Origin of the sequence: Pigmentiphaga sp. NML080357 (assembly GCF_002188465.1) — a bacterium.
Lineage (GTDB): Bacteria > Pseudomonadota > Gammaproteobacteria > Burkholderiales > Burkholderiaceae_B > Pigmentiphaga.
The window spans coordinates 209,837-227,471 of record NZ_NINW01000003.1 but is presented as its reverse complement, the minus strand read 5'-3'; the positions used below and the strand labels follow the sequence as shown (position 1 = coordinate 227,471).

17 protein-coding genes are annotated in these 17,635 nt (G+C 68.6%); 6 read left to right on the top strand and 11 right to left on the bottom strand.

Annotated elements, in window-relative coordinates; translation table 11 throughout:
• The first annotated feature begins 7 nt into the window (after positions 1-7).
• The 4 genes from CDO44_RS01250 to CDO44_RS01235 all read left to right on the top strand — a co-directional run bounded on the left by CDO44_RS01250 (position 8) and on the right by CDO44_RS01235 (position 3,523).
• Positions 8-1,012, top strand: coding sequence for a tripartite tricarboxylate transporter substrate binding protein (locus tag CDO44_RS01250; RefSeq protein ID WP_158213183.1), 1,005 nt, complete (start codon positions 8-10; stop codon positions 1,010-1,012).
• A gap of 156 nt (positions 1,013-1,168) precedes the next feature.
• Positions 1,169-1,666 (top strand): MarR family winged helix-turn-helix transcriptional regulator, encoded by a 498-nt coding sequence (locus CDO44_RS01245; protein WP_144389446.1) that lies wholly within the window; start codon positions 1,169-1,171, stop codon positions 1,664-1,666.
• A gap of 115 nt (positions 1,667-1,781) precedes the next feature.
• Positions 1,782-2,552, top strand: coding sequence for a hypothetical protein (locus CDO44_RS01240; protein WP_087778308.1), 771 nt, complete (start codon positions 1,782-1,784; stop codon positions 2,550-2,552).
• Positions 2,549-3,523: a tripartite tricarboxylate transporter substrate-binding protein gene (locus CDO44_RS01235; protein WP_158213182.1), complete on the top strand. Its 975-nt coding sequence runs from the start codon at positions 2,549-2,551 to the stop codon at positions 3,521-3,523. The genes CDO44_RS01240 and CDO44_RS01235 overlap by 4 nt, the downstream gene beginning before the upstream one ends.
• Positions 3,524-3,544: 21 nt before the next feature.
• Here CDO44_RS01235 and speE read toward each other — a convergent pair whose 3' ends face one another.
• Together speE and CDO44_RS01225 are read right to left on the bottom strand one after the other, a co-directional pair.
• Entirely contained in the window at positions 3,545-4,789 is a 1,245-nt protein-coding gene (gene speE, locus CDO44_RS01230) for a polyamine aminopropyltransferase (RefSeq protein WP_087778306.1), read from the bottom strand.
• A 183-nt stretch (positions 4,790-4,972) separates the two neighbouring features.
• Entirely contained in the window at positions 4,973-6,064 is a 1,092-nt protein-coding gene (locus CDO44_RS01225) for a citrate synthase/methylcitrate synthase (RefSeq protein ID WP_198951263.1), read from the bottom strand.
• Positions 6,065-6,147: 83 nt separating this feature from the next.
• On the opposite strand from CDO44_RS01225, the gene CDO44_RS01220 reads away from it, so the two are divergent.
• Positions 6,148-7,413 (top strand): citrate synthase family protein, encoded by a 1,266-nt coding sequence (locus CDO44_RS01220; protein WP_087778304.1) that lies wholly within the window; start codon positions 6,148-6,150, stop codon positions 7,411-7,413.
• Here CDO44_RS01220 and CDO44_RS01215 read toward each other — a convergent pair.
• From CDO44_RS01215 to CDO44_RS01195, 5 genes are all read right to left on the bottom strand, one after another.
• The gene (locus CDO44_RS01215; protein ID WP_087778303.1) at positions 7,400-8,404 is read right to left on the bottom strand and encodes a tripartite tricarboxylate transporter substrate binding protein; all 1,005 of its coding nucleotides are present in this window, start codon (positions 8,402-8,404) and stop codon (positions 7,400-7,402) included. The two genes, CDO44_RS01220 and CDO44_RS01215, sit on opposite strands and share 14 nt — an antisense overlap.
• 447 nt (positions 8,405-8,851) lie before the next feature.
• Entirely contained in the window at positions 8,852-9,658 is an 807-nt protein-coding gene (locus CDO44_RS01210; protein WP_087778302.1) for an aspartate dehydrogenase, read from the bottom strand.
• 29 nt (positions 9,659-9,687) lie between these two features.
• Entirely contained in the window at positions 9,688-10,488 is an 801-nt protein-coding gene (locus CDO44_RS01205; protein WP_087778301.1) for an IclR family transcriptional regulator, read from the bottom strand.
• Positions 10,489-10,490: 2 nt separating this feature from the next.
• Positions 10,491-11,384: an alpha/beta fold hydrolase gene (locus CDO44_RS01200; RefSeq protein ID WP_087778300.1), complete on the bottom strand. Its 894-nt coding sequence runs from the start codon at positions 11,382-11,384 to the stop codon at positions 10,491-10,493.
• Positions 11,385-11,625: 241 nt separating this feature from the next.
• Positions 11,626-12,162, bottom strand: a complete 537-nt coding sequence (locus tag CDO44_RS01195) for a cupin domain-containing protein (RefSeq protein ID WP_087778299.1) — start codon at positions 12,160-12,162, stop codon at positions 11,626-11,628.
• Between the two features lie 354 nt (positions 12,163-12,516).
• Here CDO44_RS01195 and CDO44_RS01190 point away from each other — a divergent pair, with 354 nt between their 5' ends.
• Complete coding sequence (locus tag CDO44_RS01190; protein ID WP_087778423.1) at positions 12,517-13,968, top strand: DEAD/DEAH box helicase; 1,452 nt, start codon at positions 12,517-12,519, stop codon at positions 13,966-13,968.
• An 88-nt stretch (positions 13,969-14,056) separates the two neighbouring features.
• Here the strand turns inward: CDO44_RS01190 and CDO44_RS01185 are convergent, their stop codons facing one another.
• Genes CDO44_RS01185 through CDO44_RS01170 form a run of 4 tightly spaced genes read right to left on the bottom strand, consistent with a single transcriptional unit; the run spans position 14,057 to position 17,560 of the window.
• Positions 14,057-14,566: a cupin domain-containing protein gene (locus CDO44_RS01185; RefSeq protein ID WP_087778298.1), complete on the bottom strand. Its 510-nt coding sequence runs from the start codon at positions 14,564-14,566 to the stop codon at positions 14,057-14,059.
• 10 nt (positions 14,567-14,576) lie between these two features.
• On the bottom strand, positions 14,577-14,981 hold the full coding sequence (locus CDO44_RS01180; RefSeq protein ID WP_087778297.1) for a RidA family protein: 405 nt from the start codon (positions 14,979-14,981) through the stop codon (positions 14,577-14,579).
• Complete coding sequence (locus CDO44_RS01175) at positions 14,974-16,389, bottom strand: amidase (RefSeq protein ID WP_087778296.1); 1,416 nt, start codon at positions 16,387-16,389, stop codon at positions 14,974-14,976. Before CDO44_RS01175 ends, CDO44_RS01180 begins: the two co-directional genes overlap by 8 nt.
• Before the next feature lie 10 nt (positions 16,390-16,399).
• Positions 16,400-17,560: an ABC transporter substrate-binding protein gene (locus CDO44_RS01170; protein ID WP_087778295.1), complete on the bottom strand. Its 1,161-nt coding sequence runs from the start codon at positions 17,558-17,560 to the stop codon at positions 16,400-16,402.
• Positions 17,561-17,635: the final 75 nt, after the last annotated feature.

Here is a 17,635-nt window from a genome sequence, read left to right as displayed (position 1 = left end):
GATGGAGATGAAGCACGAACATGGAGCGTTGGGCCGTGCCTTGAGAATGGGGCGGCGCCTGGCCGCGGCGCTTGCCGCCGCCGGCCTGGTCCTGGGCGCGGGGCAGGCGACCGCGCAATCGTATCCCGCCAGGTCGATCAAGCTGATCGTGCCCTATGCGCCGGGCGGTGTCACCGACGTGTCGGCGCGGCTGGTGGCGCAGAAGCTGGGCGAGCTGCTGGGCCAGACCGTCTACGTGGAGAACAAGGGTGGCGGCGGCACGCGCATCGGGGCGGCCGAGGCCGCGCGCGCCGCGCCAGACGGCTACACGCTGCTCTACGCCAACTCCATCACGCACGGCACCTTGCCGGCCACGGCGGCCTCGCTGCCCTTCGATCCCGTCAAGGATTTCACCCCGGTGGCCAAGCTGTTCTGGTATGCGTCCACCATTGTCTGTCATCCTTCGGTGCCGGCCAGCTCGGTGGCCGAACTCGTGGCCCACGCCAAGGCGCATCCCGGCAAGCTCAGCTATGCCAGTGCCGGGCCTGGCACGGGCAATCATTTCTCCAGCGAGCTGTTCAACGTGATGGCTGGCGTGAAGATCGTGCACGTGCCTTACCGCGGCAGCGGCCCGGCCTTGCAGGACGTGATCGCGGGCCAGGTCAGCTGCACCCATGATGGCGCCGCCAAGCCCCATGTCGACGCGGGCAAGGTCAGGGCCATCGCCACCACCGGCATCGCCCGGGATCCGCGCTTTCCCGGCCTGCCGACGGTGGACGAGGCGGGCTTGAAGGGCTATGACATGACCTGGTGGCAGGGATTGATGGCGCCGGCGGGGACACCGCCCGACGTGGTGGACCGGCTGGGGCGGGCGGCGCGGGCCATGGCCGCGGACGAAGCCTTCCGCCGCAAGGCCTACGATATCGGCCTGAATGTGCAGTACGCCCCGGCCGATGCCTTGGCTGCCCAGGTCGTCCAGGATATTGCCAAGTTCCGCCGCATCGCCGCCGAGGCCAACATCGTGCTGGATTAAACAGGGGGCGACGAGGCGGGCCGCGACGCTATCGCCTCGGTATCGACCGGCACGCCGTAATGCAGCGCCGGCGCGGGCACGGCCGGCCGCACAGGCTCGGCTGTTCGTGGACATGCTGAAGAAGGCCTCCCGGCCCCGGCCGCCGTGGTGCGCGGCGTGACAGCGCCATGCCGGGACCGTCCTCTACAATGCATCCGCGTTCCCGCCAGGAGGCCCGCCCTGAGATCCGCCAAGCATTTCGACCTGCGCCGCCATCTTCCGCACCTGCTGCGCCGTGCCCATTTCGAGGCCGAGGCGCTGTTCGCCAGCATGTCGGATGACGGCGCCACGTCCCGCCAGATGGCGCTGCTGGTTGCCGTCCACCAGATGCCGGGCGCCTCGCAGAGCCAGGTCGCGCAGGCCATCGGACTGGACCTGAACACCTGCAGCGACCTCGTGGCGCGCACGGTTGCCAAGGGATACCTGGTGCGCCGGCGATCGGAGACGGACCGGCGGACGTTCTGCCTGGATCTGACGGAAACCGGCCGTGAGGTCATGGCGGCCTCGGTCGCCGTCGCGCCCCGGTACCAGGCCAGGCTGGCGGCGCGACTGGACAAGGACGAGCGCGAGCAGCTCACTGCCCTGCTGCGCAAGATGCTGGGTTTCGACGAATAAGGCGAGCCTGTCCCCCGGGGGTTTTCCTGATCGCATAAAACTACGTATTCGTATTAAATGCGCCATCGAGCCGGCGCGGCCGGCGTGGGAATGTCTACCACAGGGGCGCGTGTCCATGGCGGAACTCATCGCATTTGCTCCAGGCAACTATCGTTATCTGCCCGGAGGATTCCAGTACAGCGCCGCGGTCGTCGCCGACGCGGGCCACGCCATCGAGCGGGCGCGCTTTGACCGGCCGGTGCCGCTGGCCGAGGGGTTCGACCGCGTCCGGGAACACCTGGCCGCCCGGGGCCGGCCGTTGACCGCGCTATGCGCGTGCGAGTTGCGGTCGCCGGCGCCCATGAGCGAACCCGACTTCGTCGCCTTCAATCGCCGGTACGTGCAGCCGCTGGCCGATTGGGGACTCTACAAGGACGGGGCGAATCCCGTTGCGCGTTGCAACCTGGTCCCCGAGGCGTCGCCTCCCCCCGAGGCGGGCTTTTACGCGTTCAGCTACACGGTGCCCGCGTCGACGGATGGCCCGCCCGATTTCGTGACCTCCGGCGCGGCGGAATGTCCGGACCGGCCCAATTACCGCGCAAGCATCGTCCGGTTGGGGGAAACCTCGCCCGACGCGTTGATGGACAAACTGCGCTTCGCGCTGGGCGACCTGCAATCGCGCCTCGACGCGTTGGGCGTGTCCGCCGGGGACGTGACGGACATGAGCCTGTACACGGTCCATGACTTGTATCCCGCCATCGCGTCGGAATTCGTCCGCCGCGGATTGCTCGCGGGCGGCCTCGCATGGCACTGGGTTCGTCCGCCGGTGCGCGATATCGAGATAGAAATCGATGCGCGGCGCGTGTCGCGCCAATTGCTGCTGTCTTCCGCCAGGAGTGCGTCATGAGCCCGTTTCGCGCATTGCGCCGCTTGCTTGCCGCCGCCGCGATGGCGCTTCCCTGTTCCGTTCCGGCCGCCGGCACCGCGGTGCCCGGTCCGGTCAAGATCCTCGTCGGCTTTCCGGCCGGCGGCACCATCGACCTGGTGGCGCGGCTGGTGGCCGAGCAGATGCAGGAGGACCTGGCGGTGCCCGTGGTGGTCGAGACGCTGGCCGGCGCGGGCGGCCAGCTCGCGGCCCAGGCTCTCAAGCGCGCCGCGCCGGATGGCCGCACCCTGATGATCGCGCCCGACCATACCGCCGTCATCGTTCCCCTGACCGTGGCCCGGCCCGGCTTCGACAGCCGCACGGACTTCGCGCCGGTGGGGATGGTGGCCGATTACGCGGGCGCGCTGGCCGTGAGCCAGGCAAGCGCCGTCAAGGACCTGCCGGACCTGATGCGCTACGTGCAGGCGCACCCGGGGTCGGGCGGCGTGGGCGTGTCGGCGCCGGGGAGCAAGCCGCAATTCCAGCTGGACGCGCTGGCCAAGGCGCGCAACCTGCCGCTTGCGGCGGTGCCCTACCGCGGCTCGGTGCCCATGGTGCAGGATCTCGCCGGCGGGCACATCGTGGCGGGCATCACCGCGCTCGGCGACTTCCTCGAGTTCCATCGGGCCGGCAAGCTGCGTGTGGTCGCCGTGACGGGCGAACGCCGCTCCAGCCTGCTGCCGGAGGTCCCCACGGCGGCGGAGTCCGGCTATCCGCTGCGCCTGGATTTCTGGGTGGGCATGTTCGCGCCCGCGGGGACTCCCCCGCCCGTGGTCGAGCGGTTCAACGCGTCGCTGAACAAGGCGCTGGCCGCGGCCAAGGTGCGCGAACGCATGGCGGCGGTGGTCTTCGATCCGAGGCCCGGCCCGCCCTCGGCGCTGCAGCGGCGCATCGCGTCCGAGCTGGACCAGTGGGCGCCCGTCATTGCCGCTTCGGGGTGGGTCAGGCAATGACGCGCGCCGCCTGGGGATGCCTCAGTCCGCGTCCACGGTGAGCCGGCGATAGTAGTTCGGCAGCGCGAACAGTGCGCCGTGGACCTGCGCGTTGTAGTACTGCAGGTCGCCGACTCCGCGTTCCTCCAGCCGCGCGTGGATCGTCTCGCCCGGTACGGCGCAGGGATCGAGTCCGTCGGAGGCGACCGCGAGGCCCCAGTAGGTGCCGTACAGCGGGATGTGCACGCCGTAAGGGCGCACGTGCGCGAACTCGCCGCGCAGCGTCCGGCAGAACGCGCGGACCTGGTCGGGCTGATGGAAGGGAGAGCCGATGTGCAGCACGAGGGCGCCGCCCGGCGCCAGGGCCTGCTTGCAGCGGCGGAAGAACTCCGGGGTATAGAGCGGGCCCGCCGGCGTATCGGGGTCGGTCAGGTCGAGCAGGATCAGGTCGTAGCGTTCCGACGTGCGCGCAAGAAAGGCCGCGCCGTCCTCCACCAGCACCGTGGCGCGCGGATCGTCCAGGGCGCCCCGGTGGATCTTCTCGAGATACCGGCGCGCCACCTCGATGACTTCGCCGTCCAGGTCGACGAGCGTGACGCGCTCCATGCCGCGGTGCTTGAGCAATTCCTCCAGGGCGCCGCCGTCGCCGCCTCCCATGATCAGCGCGGTGCGTGGCGAGGGATGGGCCGTGGCGGCCGGGTGCACGATGGCCTCGTGATAGAAGAACTCCTCCGCCTCGGACGTCATGTAGCGGCCGTCCAATCTCAGGGTGCGGCCCAGCGTCGAGGATTCGAGCAGCTCCAGCCTCTGGTGGGCCGTCTGCCGGCTGAGGATGCGGCGGTCGAAGCGGAAGCCGAAATAGGCCGCGTCGGCCACGTCCTCGAGCACCAGTTCGCCCGCGTCCGACGGGCCGTCGACGTCGCCGCGGATCAGGTGCTGGCGCTGCAGGTCGTTCGGCCGGAAGGCTTCCACGACGGCCTTCATGAGCGCTTCGGCCTTGCGCGAGTTGTCTTCCTGGAAATTGCAGACGTAGACGTCGAGCGTGACGCCGCTGCGCTCGGGCCAGGTATGGACCGCGAGATGGGATTCGGCCAGCAGCAGCATGCCGGTGACGCCGCCCGGCTGGCCCTGGAACTCGGGGAAGGTGTGCCACTTCTCGTCGACCAGGGTGAGCCCGGCCTCGAGTGTGTGGCGGCGGCAAAGACGCGCCAGCGTGTCGGCGTCCGTCATCAGGGCGGACTCGCAGGCGCAGTGATAAAGATCTGCGGTGAGGTGCAGGCCTTGCATGGTGTCGATGCTCCTTGGAAAGAAGTCTTGCGACCAAGGGGATGGCACAACGAAAGCCCGGAAGACCAATGGCCTCCGATTCGAGTGACAACGGCCCGTTCCTTGCGGAACGGCTGGGCAAAATGGCCGAGTCTACCCCAACCCACCAGGATGCGCGAGACGAGGAGCCGCGAGGTCCATGCGTCAGCGTTCTTGCGCCTCGCCTACCGGCGGGCCCACGTAGCGGGACTGCGGGCGGATCAAGCGTCCCGTCGAGGCCTGCTCGCGCGCATGCGCGATCCATCCGGCGACGCGTCCCATCGCGAAGACGCAGGTGAAGGTGTCGCGTTGGAATCCCAGCGCATCCAGGAGCAGCGCGGTGTAGAACTCCACGTTCGTCTCCAGGGTCCGGCCTGGCTTGCGCCGGCGCAGCGTATCCAGGGCCGCCGCTTCGATCGCCTGCGCGAGCGCGGCGCGTTCGCGGTCGGCGCGGCCGTCCTGGAGCAGCGGGCCCAAGGCGGACTTGAGCGCGTCGGCGCGCGGATCGCGGACCCGATAGACCCGGTGTCCGAAGCCCATCAGCCTGTCCCCGCGGTCCAGCACGGCCTCCAGCCATGCGCGCGCATGGTCCGCTCGTTCGATGGCATCGAGCATGTCCAGCACGGGTCCGGGCGCGCCGCCGTGCAGGGGGCCCTTCAGGGCGCTGATGGCCGCCAGCACCGACGACACCAGCCCGGCGCGGGTGGATGCGACGACCCGGCTCGCGAACGTGGATGCGTTCAGGCCATGATCGGCCACGGTGACCAGGTACGTGTCCAGTGCGCGGGCCTGCAGAGGCTCCGCGGGAAGTCCGGCCATGCGCAGGATGTCGGCGGCGTGGCCGAGGCTGGCATCCGGAGGAATGGGACGCAGGCCCTTGCGCAGCCGGACCAGGCCGGCCGTGAACACCGCCGGCGCCGCCACCAGCCGCAGCGCGGTCGCGGATTCGTCGCCATCGGCGATCCTGGCGGTCAGGGCGCGCATCGCGTCGATGGGCTCCTGAGCGACCAACGCCGGATCGGCGAAGGACAGATGTTCGAACACTTCCTGGCGCGCCGCGCCCAGCGCTGCCTGCCACGAGGCCGGGGCGTGCTCGAAGAATCCGTCGAACAGCAGCGCCATCACTGCCTCATAGCCTACGTGCCCGGCAAGGTCGTCCAGCGAGCGGCCCCGCATGACCAGCCTGCCCTGTAGGCCGTCCACGTCCGACAGCACCGTTTCCGCCGCAATCACATCATCCAGACCAATCGTCATCATGCTCTCCTTGTTGCGGGCTGAATGTTGGTATGCAATAGTATTGACGTCAATCTTGATTTATTTTGTCAATATAAAGGCAAGCGATGGCCTGGATGACGGCGCAGGAAGCGATCGAACTGACCGGGGTGCGAGCGCAGACGCTCTATGCCTATGTCAGCCGGGGCAAGGTCCGCTGCAAGCGCGACGGCAAGGACCCGCGCCGCAGCCTCTATCATCGCGACGACGTGGTGCGCATGGCGGGCCGGCCGCGTGGCCAGCGCAATGCGCAAGCCATCGCGGGCGAGACGCTGGAATGGGGAGCGCCGGTGCTGCCCTCCGCCGTTTCCACCGTCCAGGATGGCCGGTTGTGGTATCGCGGCCTGGACGCCGTCGAGCTTGCGCGGGGCAGCCAGCTCGAAGACGTGGCCAGGTTGCTGTGGGACGCCGATGCGGCGCCTGGCATGGCCGGAACGCGTGCGCGCGCGGCGCCGGCACGGGACGAAGCCGGCGCCGTGCACCTGGGGCTGGTTGCCATGGCCACGCGCGCCGCCGCCGACCTGCCTACGCATGGCCGGGCGGCCGCGGCCTTGAAGGACGAGGCGCGGGCCGTGCTGGCAACGCTGGCCGGGGCGATGTTCGGCACGCGGGTACTGCGCGCGGGCGGCACCATCAGCGAGCAGGTGGCCGCGGCGTGGGAGCGGCCGCGCGCCGAGCCCGTCATCCGCCAGGCGCTGTGCCTGATGGCGGACCATGAACTCAATGCTTCCACCTTCGCCGCGCGCGTCGCGATCTCGACCGGCGCGAGCCTGGCGGCCGGCGTGCTGTCTGGACTGGCCACCCTGACCGGCCCCTTGCATGGCCGCGCGCCCATGGCCCTGAAGGCGTGGATGGATGCGGCGGCCGGCGCCGACATGGAGACCGAGGTGCGCGAGCGACTGCGGCTGGGACAGGGATTCCCGGCCTTCGGGCATCCGCTGTATCCCGAAGGCGATCCCCGCGCGGCCGCGCTGCTCGATAGCCTGGCCGTGCCGGCCGCCTACCGGCATCTTGCGCGCCAGGTCGAGCGGCTGGTGGGCGAATCGCCCAATATCGATTTCGCGCTGGCGGTGCTGGCCGACGTGCACGACCTGCCGCCGCACGCGCCCCTGGCGTTGTTCGCCATGGGACGTTGCGTGGGATGGCTGGCCCACGCGCTGGAGCAGGCCGGGTCCGGCCACCTGATCCGGCCGCGGGCCCGCTATGTCGGGCCCCCGCCCGAGGCCGGCGAGGCCGGGCCGCGGCGCAAAAACAAAACCCCTCGCCGGGGCGAGGGGTCGTCGGTGATGGATGCGCGGGGCGCAAGCCCCGAAGCGCTCGTCAGCCGGCGGTGATGCCTTGCGACTTGATCACCTTTTCCCAGGTCTTGGTTTCGTCGGCCTGGAACTTGCGGAAGGCTTCCAGGCGTAGCGGCGACAGCTCCAGGCCCTGGGCCTTCAGCGTCTCCAGCGTGGCGGGCTCGTTCAGGATCTTGGTCACGTCGCGCGCGAGCTGGCCCGAGATGTTGGCCGGCGTCGAGCTGGGCACGTACAGGCCATACCACGACACCACGTTCACGCCCTTCACGCCGGTCTCGGCCAGGGTGGGGATCTCGGGCATGATGGGCGAACGCTCGGAGCCGGTCAGGGCCAGCGCGCGCAGCTTGCCGGACTTGATCTGGGGCATCAGGGTCGGCAGCGCGCCGAAGATGACCTGGATCTGGCCGCCCAGCGCGTCGTTCAGCGCCTGGGTCGTGCCCTTGTACGGAACGTGCAGCAGGTCGGCGCCGGTGGCCTCCTTGAACAGTTCGCCGGCCAGGTGCAGGCCGCTGCCCACGCCGGGCGAGCCGTAGGCCATGGTGCCGGGCTTGGACTTGGTCAGCGCGATCAGTTCCTGGATGTTCTTGGCGGGAACCGAGGGGAACACGGCGACCACGTTGGGTGCCTTGGCCATCATCGCAACCGCGGTGAAGTCCTTCTCGACGTTGTACGGCAGGTTGGCCATCAGCGTCGGGTTGATGGTCATGTTGCCGGCCGGAACGACCAGCAGCGTGTGCCCGTCACCCGTGGCGCGCTTGACCAGGTCGATGCCGATGTTGCCGTTGGCGCCGGGACGATTGTCCACGACCGCGCTCTGGCCGTACTCGTGCTGCAGGCCGGTGCCCAGCAAGCGCGCCAGCACGTCGACCGGCCCGCCCGGCGGGAACGGGGCGATGATGCGGAACTGGCCCTGCTTGAGCGCGGCCTTGGCGGCGGCATCGTCAGCCGCGGGAGCCTGGGCGAAAGAAGCCGTGGCGACCGCCGCGAACAAGGCGCCGGCAACCAGGCGGGTGCTAGATTTGAACATGATGAACTACTTACTCCATGACAATAAGTGCCCACCCCTGCGCCCTGACGGGCGCCCCCTCGAGGGGGCGGCGCTGGCGGACCGGCAAAGCCGGATCCGCGGCGCCTTGGGATAAAACCGGGCTGGCGGAAAATGGCGTTTTTCCCGCCTTGAATAACCTGACCGAGCTCAACCTGTACGCCGAGTAATGAGCTTCAGACAGGGCGAGATGGATCTGCTCCTCCGACCCTCTCGCACAGGCCTCGACCGGAAGAACGCTGCTTTCGGCCAGCCTATTGTTGTTACTCCAGGGCGCCGCGGATCCGGCTTTGCCGGTCCGTCAGCGCCGCCCCATCGAGGGGGCGCGGCTTAAGGCCGCTTGGGGGTGGGCTTCCCTCCTGGCCCCTTGGGGGGCTGCCGCGTAGCGGCCGGGGGCTTACCATTCTGGCGCGTAAGCGCGCAGGGAAGTTATATGGCCACAGCATGGGCCTGGTTGCCGATCGCGCGCACGACGCTATAGACAGTCAGGGCAGACGTCTTGGGGTTGGCCGCGAGCGGCTTGCCCCGCATCGTGATCTCGAAGCTGCCGAAAGCGCCGCTGGCTTCCACGTGGTGCACGTTTTCCTTGCTGGTCGGGTCGGCGATCAGACGCACCTGGGTGCGGTCCAGGCCGAGGCCGGCCAGCGAGAGGGTCGCGGCGACGTTGGCATTCTTGGGAAAGAGCCGGGCCGCTTCGCCGGCCGGGCCTTCGAAAATGACGGTCGGTTCGGTCAGGGCTTCGAGCTTGAAAGGCCCGTCGGCCGGCGTGTCCTTCCAGGCCAGCGCCGGCTTGCGGCCGGTGTAGACCACCGAATCGAGGCCGCCGATCTTGGCGGCCGCCAGCGCGTCGATGCCGCCGATGGCGCCGGACAGGAGCTGGATCTGGGTCTTGCCGCGGGCCGCAGCTTCCTCGAGCTGGCGCGCCAGCTCGACGTCGGAGAGCGCGCCGATGGACACCACTACGCACGGTATACCTTGTTCCAGGGCCGGCAGCACATGGGCGCGCAGCGCGCCGTGGCCGGCGCACTCGACCAGCAGGTCGGGACGCTGGCCGACGTCGGCCAGGCGCGTGACGACCTGGGCCTTGGGGGCGATCGCGGCGATCTGCTCGCGCGCTTGCGCGAGCGTTTCCTCCGCGACGATGACGCTGTCGATCGACACGTCCGGGTCGTTCTTCAGCAGCGACAGGACGCTGGCGCCGATGGCGCCCGATCCGATCATCGAAATTCGTAGCATGAATGGCTCCTGGGCGGCGTGCCGCCCGGTCAACGAGAGGGTGAGTAATTGAGCAGGCGCGACAGCTCGTCGGCAGTGGCGCGCACTTGTCCGATCAATTCCGCGACGCGCGACTGCTCGACGCGCGACGAGGGCAGCGCCGCGCCCATCGCGGCGACCACGCGGCCCGTGTGATCGCGCACCGGGGCCGCGATGCTGGTGATGCTGGGTTCGTAGAAACCTGCGCCCATGGCATAGCCTTGCGCCCGGTCCTGCGCGAGGATTTCGCGCAGCGCCGACAGCGTAGGCGGCGTACTGGGCGAATAGACCTCGAGCGCTTCGTCGGGATAGAGCTCGTCCAGTTCGTCGTCGCCGAGGTCGGTCAGCATGACGCGTCCCAGCACCGTGGCGTGCGCGGGCAGGCGCGTCCCCAGGTTGACGGCGCTGGGAAACAGCGTGGGCGCGGAAACCTTGGCGACGTAGACGATGGAACGGCCATCCCTTACCACGAGGTTGCAGGAATAGCCGATCTCGTCGCGCAGGCGCTGCAGCAGCGGCGAACCGAGCTCGGTCAGCTCCAGCGAGGCGAGGTATTCGAAGCCCAGGCTCAGCACGGCCATGCCCAGGCGATAGCTGCGGCCGCCTTCGGTGCGTTCGATGAAACCGAGCGCCTCGAGCGTGGTCAGCAGCCGGAACACCGTGGAGCGCGGCAACCCCATCCGGCGCGCGAACTCGGGCGCGGAGAGGGTGCGGTCCTGCCGGCTGAAGTGGCTGAGCAGCCGCAGGCCGCGTTCCAGGCCCGGGACGATGTAGCGCTCGGGAATATCTTCGCTGATGACGGCGTCGTTCATGGTCAGCGGGGCGTGGCGCCGGCGGTGGCCGCGGCGTGCGCGCCTTCCAGGATGGCCGCGACCGCTTCCGGCCGCTCGATATGGCAGGCGTGGCCGGCCACGGCGATGGAGCCGTAGGGCGCGCCGAACATCTCGGCGATGGCGCGGCAGTTGGCAGGGATCGTGACGGTGTCCTGGTCCCCGGAATGGACCTCGACCGGCACCGGGGCCGGCGCGTAGCCGGCCATGTCGGCGTTGCACAGCATCTCGATCGCCTGGCGATAGCCGGCGGTATCCAGACGCTCCATGTTCCAGCGCACCCAGGCCAGGGCCTCGGCGCTGGGTTCGGACGACAGCATCTTGGCCGGACGCGTGCGCGCCATGCCGGCGATGCCGACTTGTTCCAGCGTGCGCAGCCGCTCGGCGCGCACCGCTTCCTGGCGCTCGGCCAGTGCCGGATTGCCGTAGCCGCGCGTGGGGCTCAGCAGCACCAGGCGCGCGACGCGCTGTTTGCCCAGGTCGTGCGCATAGGCCGTGGCCATCAGCGTGCCGAGCGAATGGCCGACCAGCACGCAGCGTCCGATGCCCAGCGCATCGAGCATCTGGTGCAGCCGGGCCGCGTAGTCTTCGGCGCCCGGCGAGGCCGGCGCGAGCCGCGCCGAATTGCCGTAGCCCGGGGCGTCCCAGGCGATCACGCGCGCACGCGCGGCGAGCTTCACGGCCGCATGCAGCCACGAGCCCGCGCCCGAGCCGATGCCATGCAACAGCACGATAGCCGTGCCGTCCGCGCCCGGCGCGCCCGCCTCGCGATAACACTGCACGCCCCCGGCCGTCTGCACCGACTTCTCGGCGAAACGGCTATTGAGCAACTCCAGCGTTTCCGGCGACGGTTCCGGCGCCAACGTATCGGTCTGCATCGTCCTGTAGTCCTTCTTGCGCCCGCGAACCCTTCGGCCACGAACACGAAAGCGCGGCATTGTATCCGTACCCTGCGATCCCGCCGCATCGAAGAGGGGCAGCTTGCAGATGGCAAAAAAGCGGCAAACACGCCGCCCTTTCACCAGCCTGTTGGTTTCCAGGGCACAGCGGATCCGGCTTTGCCGGTCCGCCAGTGCCGCCCCCTGGGGGGCGCGCGTAAGCGCGTAGGGGGGGGACCTATTACCGCTTGATCTTCGCCAGCGGATGCTCAGGCGGGTAGGTCGGGGTGATGGGCTTCTTGGCGCCCAGCATCACGCACATCAGCGCGTCTTCATCGCCGATGTTGATTTCCTCGCGGTATACGCCGGGGGGCACCGAGATCAGGTCGCGATCGGTCAGGATGGTCTCGAAGCGTTCGCCGTCCTTTTCCAGGATGACCTTCAGCTTGCCGCGGATCAGGAAGAAGACTTCCTCGACGTCGATGTGCAGGTGCGGGGGGCCTTCATGGCCGGCCGGAATCACCATGGTCGAGAACGTGAAGTGCTCCGACGGCACGGTGTTGGAGTCGGCGGCTACGCCGGTGCCGCCCGTGCCGACGTAGCGCATTTGCGCACGGCGGTACTTGGGGTCGAAATCGGCCTGGAACTTCAGGGCGTCCCAGTCGTACTTGCGGGTCGAGAAACGCGCGATGCGCGAGTTCATCCAGGTTTCGAAATCGGCGCCTTCCGGGCGGTCCCAGCTGCGGGCGACTTGCTGTTGTTCGGACATATCCGTCATGGTGTACTCCTGCATGGGCGGCTACGCGCCGCTAAAGCGGGTGAAGGCGGGCCCGGAGTGCGCCCGCCATGGTGTGTTCGCTGTCACTACCAGACGTTTTATATATAAAACGTGGATTTAATGGTGAAACAAGGCTAAATATACGCCTACTGGGGGCAATCGTCACTAGGGTAAACACTAGGTCGTCGTTAACAGGTACAATGGCGTCCTGTGTCCGGCTCCAATCCGGGCATGCATCCGGTCCGGCCTGTGCGCCGTATCTCGAAACCGGCTCCTCTTCCCTAGTTTTTTCGCACGTCAGCCTCGATTGGAGTCACTCAGCTTGAGCGACGGGCCGTCGCTGGAGTTGTCTTGATTACTTCCGAAATCTCGTTTGCCGACCTTGGCCTGGCCGAGCCGCTGCTGCGCGCCATTGCCGATGCCGGCTACACCCATCCCACGCCCATCCAGGCCCAGGCCATTCCGCAGGTGCTCAAGGGCGGCGACCTGCTCGCCGCGGCGCAGACCGGCACGGGCAAGACGGCGGGTTTCACCCTGCCGCTGCTGCACCTGCTGTCTCGCAACCGCCCCGCCCAGGTCCGGCCCGGCCGGCCGCGCTGCCTCATCCTCACGCCCACGCGCGAACTGACCGCGCAAGTCGAAGAGTCGGTGCAGACCTACGGCAAATACCTGCCGCTCAAGTCCATGGTCATGTTCGGCGGCGTCAATATCAACCCGCAGATCGCCGCCCTGAAGAAGCCGCTCGACATCCTGGTGGCGACTCCCGGCCGCCTGCTCGATCACGTGGGCCAGAAAACGCTGGACCTGTCGGGCGTGGAGATCCTCGTCCTGGACGAAGCGGACCGCATGCTGGACATGGGCTTCATCCGCGACATCCGCAAGATCCTCGCGCTGCTGCCGCCCAAGCGGCAAAACCTGCTGTTCTCGGCCACGTTCTCCGACGACATCCGCGCGCTGGCCAAGGGCGTGCTGAACGATCCGGGCGAAGTCTCGGTCGCGCGGCGCAATACTGCGTCCGAGCTGGTGCGCCAGTCGGTGCTGCTGGTGCCCAAGGAACAGAAGCGCGATCTCCTCAGCCACCTGGTGCGCAGCAACGGCTGGAAGCAGGTGCTGGTGTTCACGCGGACCAAGCATGGCGCCAACCGCCTGGCCGAGAAGCTGGTCAAGGACGGCGTTCCCGCCGCCGCGATCCACGGAAACAAGAGCCAGTCGGCGCGTACCAAAGCGCTCGCGGGATTCAAGGACGGTTCGGTGGAAGTGCTGGTGGCCACGGACATCGCCGCGCGCGGGCTGGACATCGACCAGCTGCCGCAGGTGGTGAATTTCGAGCTGCCCAACGTGCCCGAGGACTACGTGCACCGCATCGGCCGGACCGGCCGTGCCGGCGCGACCGGGGCGGCCGTCTCGCTGGTGGACGGCGAGGAAGGCAAGCTGCTTGCCGACATCGAGAAGCTGATCAAGCGCAAGATCGATCGCGAGCCGTTGCCGGCCTTCACCGTTTCGGCGCCGGATCGCGATGAGCGGGCCGAACGGCCGCCTCGTTCGCATGCGCCCCGCCAGGGGCGGCCTGGCGCGCCCCGCGGCGAGGGGCGCGGGCAGTCCGGCCATGGTTCGGGCAGCCGCCAGCCATCCGGCAATGCCCGTGGACAGGGCGCTGCGCGTGGGCAAGGCGCGGGCAGCAATCGCCCGGCTTCCCAGCCGCGTTCCGGTGCTTCTCAGGGCGCGGCACACTCGGCAGGAGAGCCGCGCAATGGCGGTGCCCGCCGTCCCGCTCTCTTCACGCCCAAGACGCCTGTTCGAGGCTGACCCGTTGGCAGCGGGACTGCTGACGTAGTCCCGCTATCGCTCCAGGTCCCACTGCCGGTAGCACCGTCCGATTGCGGCGGCGGACCGTTCAGGGCCGGGGCATCACCGTCCCGCAGGACTTGCAGGTGCGGAATTCCTCGCTGTCGAAGAAGCGCTGGTAGGCCTTGGACACGGGATCGGCCTTGTAGTCCGCGACGTGGCAGGATTCCTCGTGCAGCAGCGTGTCGCAGCTGGGGCAGAACCATTGGAAGCGGTCGATCTCGTCCGGCTTGCGCTTGCGCTCCTGCACGAGCAGGTAGGCGTCGGGCGGAAAGCGCGGCGAATGCGGGATGCCCGCCGGCGTGTAGATGACCGAGCCCTGCGGCAGCACGGCGATCTCTTCCTTGCCTTCGGGCGTGCGGTAGTGCAGGTTCATCTGCCCCTTGACCATGTACATCATTTCGTCGCTGGGGTTGATGTGGAATTCGCTGCGGTACTCGCGTCCGCGGGCCAGGAACACGAGGGACTCGGGTTCCTGCCAGAGCACGGCGACCCGCTTGCCGCTGGCGGCGAGTTCGTCTCCCTGCTTCATCAGGTCGACGATGGGCATCTTGAACATCTGGACCTCCTCAGCCGAAATAGGCGACGCAGTCGATCTCGACGCGCACGCCCGGGCGGTGCGGCGTGCCGCCTATGCAGGTGCGGGTGACCTTCTCGCCGGCCATGAATTCGCGGAATTCCTCGTTGAATGCCGGGAAGTCGGCCACGTCGCGCAGGCACACCCGCATGTTGACGATATTGGCCGCGGTGGCGCCGCCGGCCTCCAGCACCGACATCAGGTTCTGCAGGGTGCGCCGTGTCTGCACGCGGATGTCGTCGGACACGACTTCCTTGGTCACAGGGTCGAGCGGACCCTGGCCCGAGACGTAGAGGAAGTCGCCCGCCCGGATGCCTTGCGCCAGCGGCGAAGGCGTGCTCTTGTCGGTAAACCCGGTGACGGGGGCCTGCGCGGATTGCACGAGTATCTTAGGCATGATCGGACTCCTGGAAAAGACGGGTGGATTCCAGCGCCTGCGCGAAATCGAGCACGTCGTCGTCGTGATATTTGCGGCCGACGATCTGCAGCCCGACCGGCAGGCCGTCGGTGTCGGCGGTCAGCGGCATGGAAAGGGCCGGCTGCTGGGTCAGGTTGAACGGGAAGGTATAGGGATTGGCCAATTGCCAGTTGTAGGTCCGCCGGATGCGGTCGCGCAAGGGGTGGCCGTCGGCGCACAGAGCACCGACGGCGGGCGGGCCGGCCGGGCTGGCCGGCGTCAGCAGCAGGTCGATTCCGGCGAAGGCCATGGTGATCTCGGCGGCGGCATCGCGCAGCCTGGCTCGCGCCCGGGCGAGCCGCGCGCTATCCAGGGCCGCACCTTGTTCGCAAAGTTCCTGCAGGCGCGGATCCAGTTCCGCACGCTGGACCGGCGTCGCGTCGACGAAGGACTCGTAGAGCCGGCTCTGCCAGAGCGTCCACGAATCTTCGGCCAGCGACATCCAGTCCATGCGCAGCCGGGTGACGGCATGGCCTTTGCGCCCCAGTCTTTCGGCCAGGCCTTCGATGGCCGCTTCGACCGCGGGGTCCAGTCCGGTGTCGGGGCCGGCGTCGGTCATGTAGGCGATGACGGGACGGCGCGGCGGAAGGTCGTGCGCGCGGCCGTATAGCGAGTGCGGATCCAGCGGATGGGGCTTGCCCATGACTTGCAGCGCGAGCCGGCAGTCGGCGACCGATCGGGCGATGGGGCCGAGGTGCGCGAATTCGGAGAAGGCGCTCAGCTTGGGGCCGGACGGTATGGCGCCGTAGGTGGGCTTGAGGCCCACCAAGCCGCAATACGAAGCGGGGATGCGGATGGAGCCGCCGGCGTCGCTGCCCAGGGCCAGCGGCCCCCAGCCTTGCGCCACGTGGGCCGCCGCGCCGATGCTGGAGCCGCCCGCGCTGCGGCCGGGTGCGCGCGGATTGGCCGTGATGCCGGTGTGCGGCGATTCGGAATCGGCGAGCCAGCCGAACTCGGCGGTCGTGGTCTTGCCGAACAGCACGGCGCCCGCCTGGCGCAGCAAGGCCACGCTGGGCGCGTCCGCCGCGGCGGGGGGCGCGCCCGCCGTCAGCCTGGAGCCGCGCCGGGTCGGCCAGCCCGCCACGTCGACCAGGTCCTTGATCGACACCGGGATGCCGTCGAGCGGGCCGATGGGCGTACCGGCCCGCCAGCGCTTTGCCGAAGCTTCGGCGGCGCCCAGCGCGGCCTCGCGATCCAGCAGGCAGAAGGCGTTCAGCGTGGCGGTGTCCTCGGCCACGGCGTCCATCAGCGCCGTGGCCAGGTCCAGCGGCGAAAGCGCGCGGCTGCGGTAGGCCTCGTGCAGTTCGGCCGCGGATTTCGACAGCCAGGCGTGAGCCGGTGCGGACATGGGCGGCCTCCTATTTCGGTTCGATGGTCTCGAACTCGACGTTGGCCAGCCGGCCGTCGACGCGCTGGACCTTGCGCATGTAGACGCGCTGCTTGACGTCGCGCGTGGCCGCGTCGATCTCGATCGGGCCGCGGGGGCTTTCCAGTTTCACGCCCTTCATCGCGGCGATCAGCGCGTCGCCGTCGGTCTTGCCCTGGGTCTTGCGCAGCGCTTCGTAGATCAGCGCCATGCCGTCGTAGCCGGCCACCGCCATGATGTTGGGACGGGCCTGCTGGCCGCGCGCGGCCTTGAACGCCTGGACGAACTTCTTGTTCATCGGCGAATCGTGGTCCATGGAGTACGGATAGCCCGTGACGGCGCCCAGCGGCGTGTCGCCCATCGAGTCGATGGTCGGTTCGTCCGTGATGTCGCCCGTGCCCACCATGGCGGTGCCTCCGTCCGCCAGGTTGCGGGCCCGGTATTCGCGCATGAAGGCCTGGGCCACGTCCGCGCCGTTGACGAAAGCGAAGACCGCGGCGGGCTTGGTGTCCTTGATCTTCTGCATGTAGGCCGAGAAGTCCATCGTGCTGAGCGGCGTGCGCACCGATCCGACCACGGTGCCGCCGGCCTTCTTGTACGAGTCCAGGAAAGCTGCCTCGACCTCGTGGCCGGGAGAATAGTCGGCCACCATCGAATAGGTGGTCTTGTACCCCTGCTTGATCATCCATTGCGAGATGGGCGGCACGATGGCCGGCAGCGAGAACGAGGTGCGCACGATATAGGGCGAGGCGGAAGGCAAGGTGCCCGACGCCGCGTTCATGATCACCATCGGCTTCTTGGCCTCGGTGGCGATGGGCGCGACCGCGAAGGCGTTGGGCGAGAACGCGAACCCGGCAATGAAGTCCACCTTGTCGCGCACCACCAGTTCCTGGGCATGGCGCTTGGACAGCTCCGGGTTGGGCCCGCCGACGTCCTTGACGATCACGACGACCTTCTTGCCGGCCACCGTATCGCCGTGCTCCTTCTGGTAGATCTGGATGCCCGTCTCCATCTGCTTGCCGAACTCCGCGAACGGCCCCGACATCTCGCCGATGAAGCCCACCTTGACGACCCCTTGTGCCTGCGCGCCCGCAGCCGCCACCAGCGCGCCCGCGGCCAGCCCGAAGCGCAAACCCAGTTTCTCGACCTTCATGATGCCACTCCTAAAAGTAAAAGACAGGCTGGGTGAGCCCTCGAGTCGCCTGCGGCCACTCCTTCCCGAGGGCTT

Excerpts from the sequence above, each read along its gene's own strand:
- CDO44_RS01250 (WP_158213183.1), top strand. The coding sequence starts at position 8 with ATGAAGCACGAACATGGAGCGTTGGGCCGTGCCTTGAGAATGGGGCGG.
- CDO44_RS01240 (WP_087778308.1), top strand. The coding sequence starts at position 1,782 with ATGGCGGAACTCATCGCATTTGCTCCAGGCAACTATCGTTATCTGCCC.
- CDO44_RS01235 (WP_158213182.1), top strand. The coding sequence starts at position 2,549 with ATGAGCCCGTTTCGCGCATTGCGCCGCTTGCTTGCCGCCGCCGCGATG.
- speE (WP_087778306.1), bottom strand. The coding sequence starts at position 4,789 with ATGCAAGGCCTGCACCTCACCGCAGATCTTTATCACTGCGCCTGCGAG.
- CDO44_RS01225 (WP_198951263.1), bottom strand. The coding sequence starts at position 6,064 with ATGATGACGATTGGTCTGGATGATGTGATTGCGGCGGAAACGGTGCTG.
- CDO44_RS01220 (WP_087778304.1), top strand. The coding sequence starts at position 6,148 with ATGGCCTGGATGACGGCGCAGGAAGCGATCGAACTGACCGGGGTGCGA.
- CDO44_RS01215 (WP_087778303.1), bottom strand. The coding sequence starts at position 8,404 with ATGTTCAAATCTAGCACCCGCCTGGTTGCCGGCGCCTTGTTCGCGGCG.
- CDO44_RS01210 (WP_087778302.1), bottom strand. The coding sequence starts at position 9,658 with ATGCTACGAATTTCGATGATCGGATCGGGCGCCATCGGCGCCAGCGTC.
- CDO44_RS01205 (WP_087778301.1), bottom strand. The coding sequence starts at position 10,488 with ATGAACGACGCCGTCATCAGCGAAGATATTCCCGAGCGCTACATCGTC.
- CDO44_RS01200 (WP_087778300.1), bottom strand. The coding sequence starts at position 11,384 with ATGCAGACCGATACGTTGGCGCCGGAACCGTCGCCGGAAACGCTGGAG.
- CDO44_RS01195 (WP_087778299.1), bottom strand. The coding sequence starts at position 12,162 with ATGACGGATATGTCCGAACAACAGCAAGTCGCCCGCAGCTGGGACCGC.
- CDO44_RS01185 (WP_087778298.1), bottom strand. The coding sequence starts at position 14,566 with ATGTTCAAGATGCCCATCGTCGACCTGATGAAGCAGGGAGACGAACTC.
- CDO44_RS01180 (WP_087778297.1), bottom strand. The coding sequence starts at position 14,981 with ATGCCTAAGATACTCGTGCAATCCGCGCAGGCCCCCGTCACCGGGTTT.
- CDO44_RS01175 (WP_087778296.1), bottom strand. The coding sequence starts at position 16,389 with ATGTCCGCACCGGCTCACGCCTGGCTGTCGAAATCCGCGGCCGAACTG.
- CDO44_RS01170 (WP_087778295.1), bottom strand. The coding sequence starts at position 17,560 with ATGAAGGTCGAGAAACTGGGTTTGCGCTTCGGGCTGGCCGCGGGCGCG.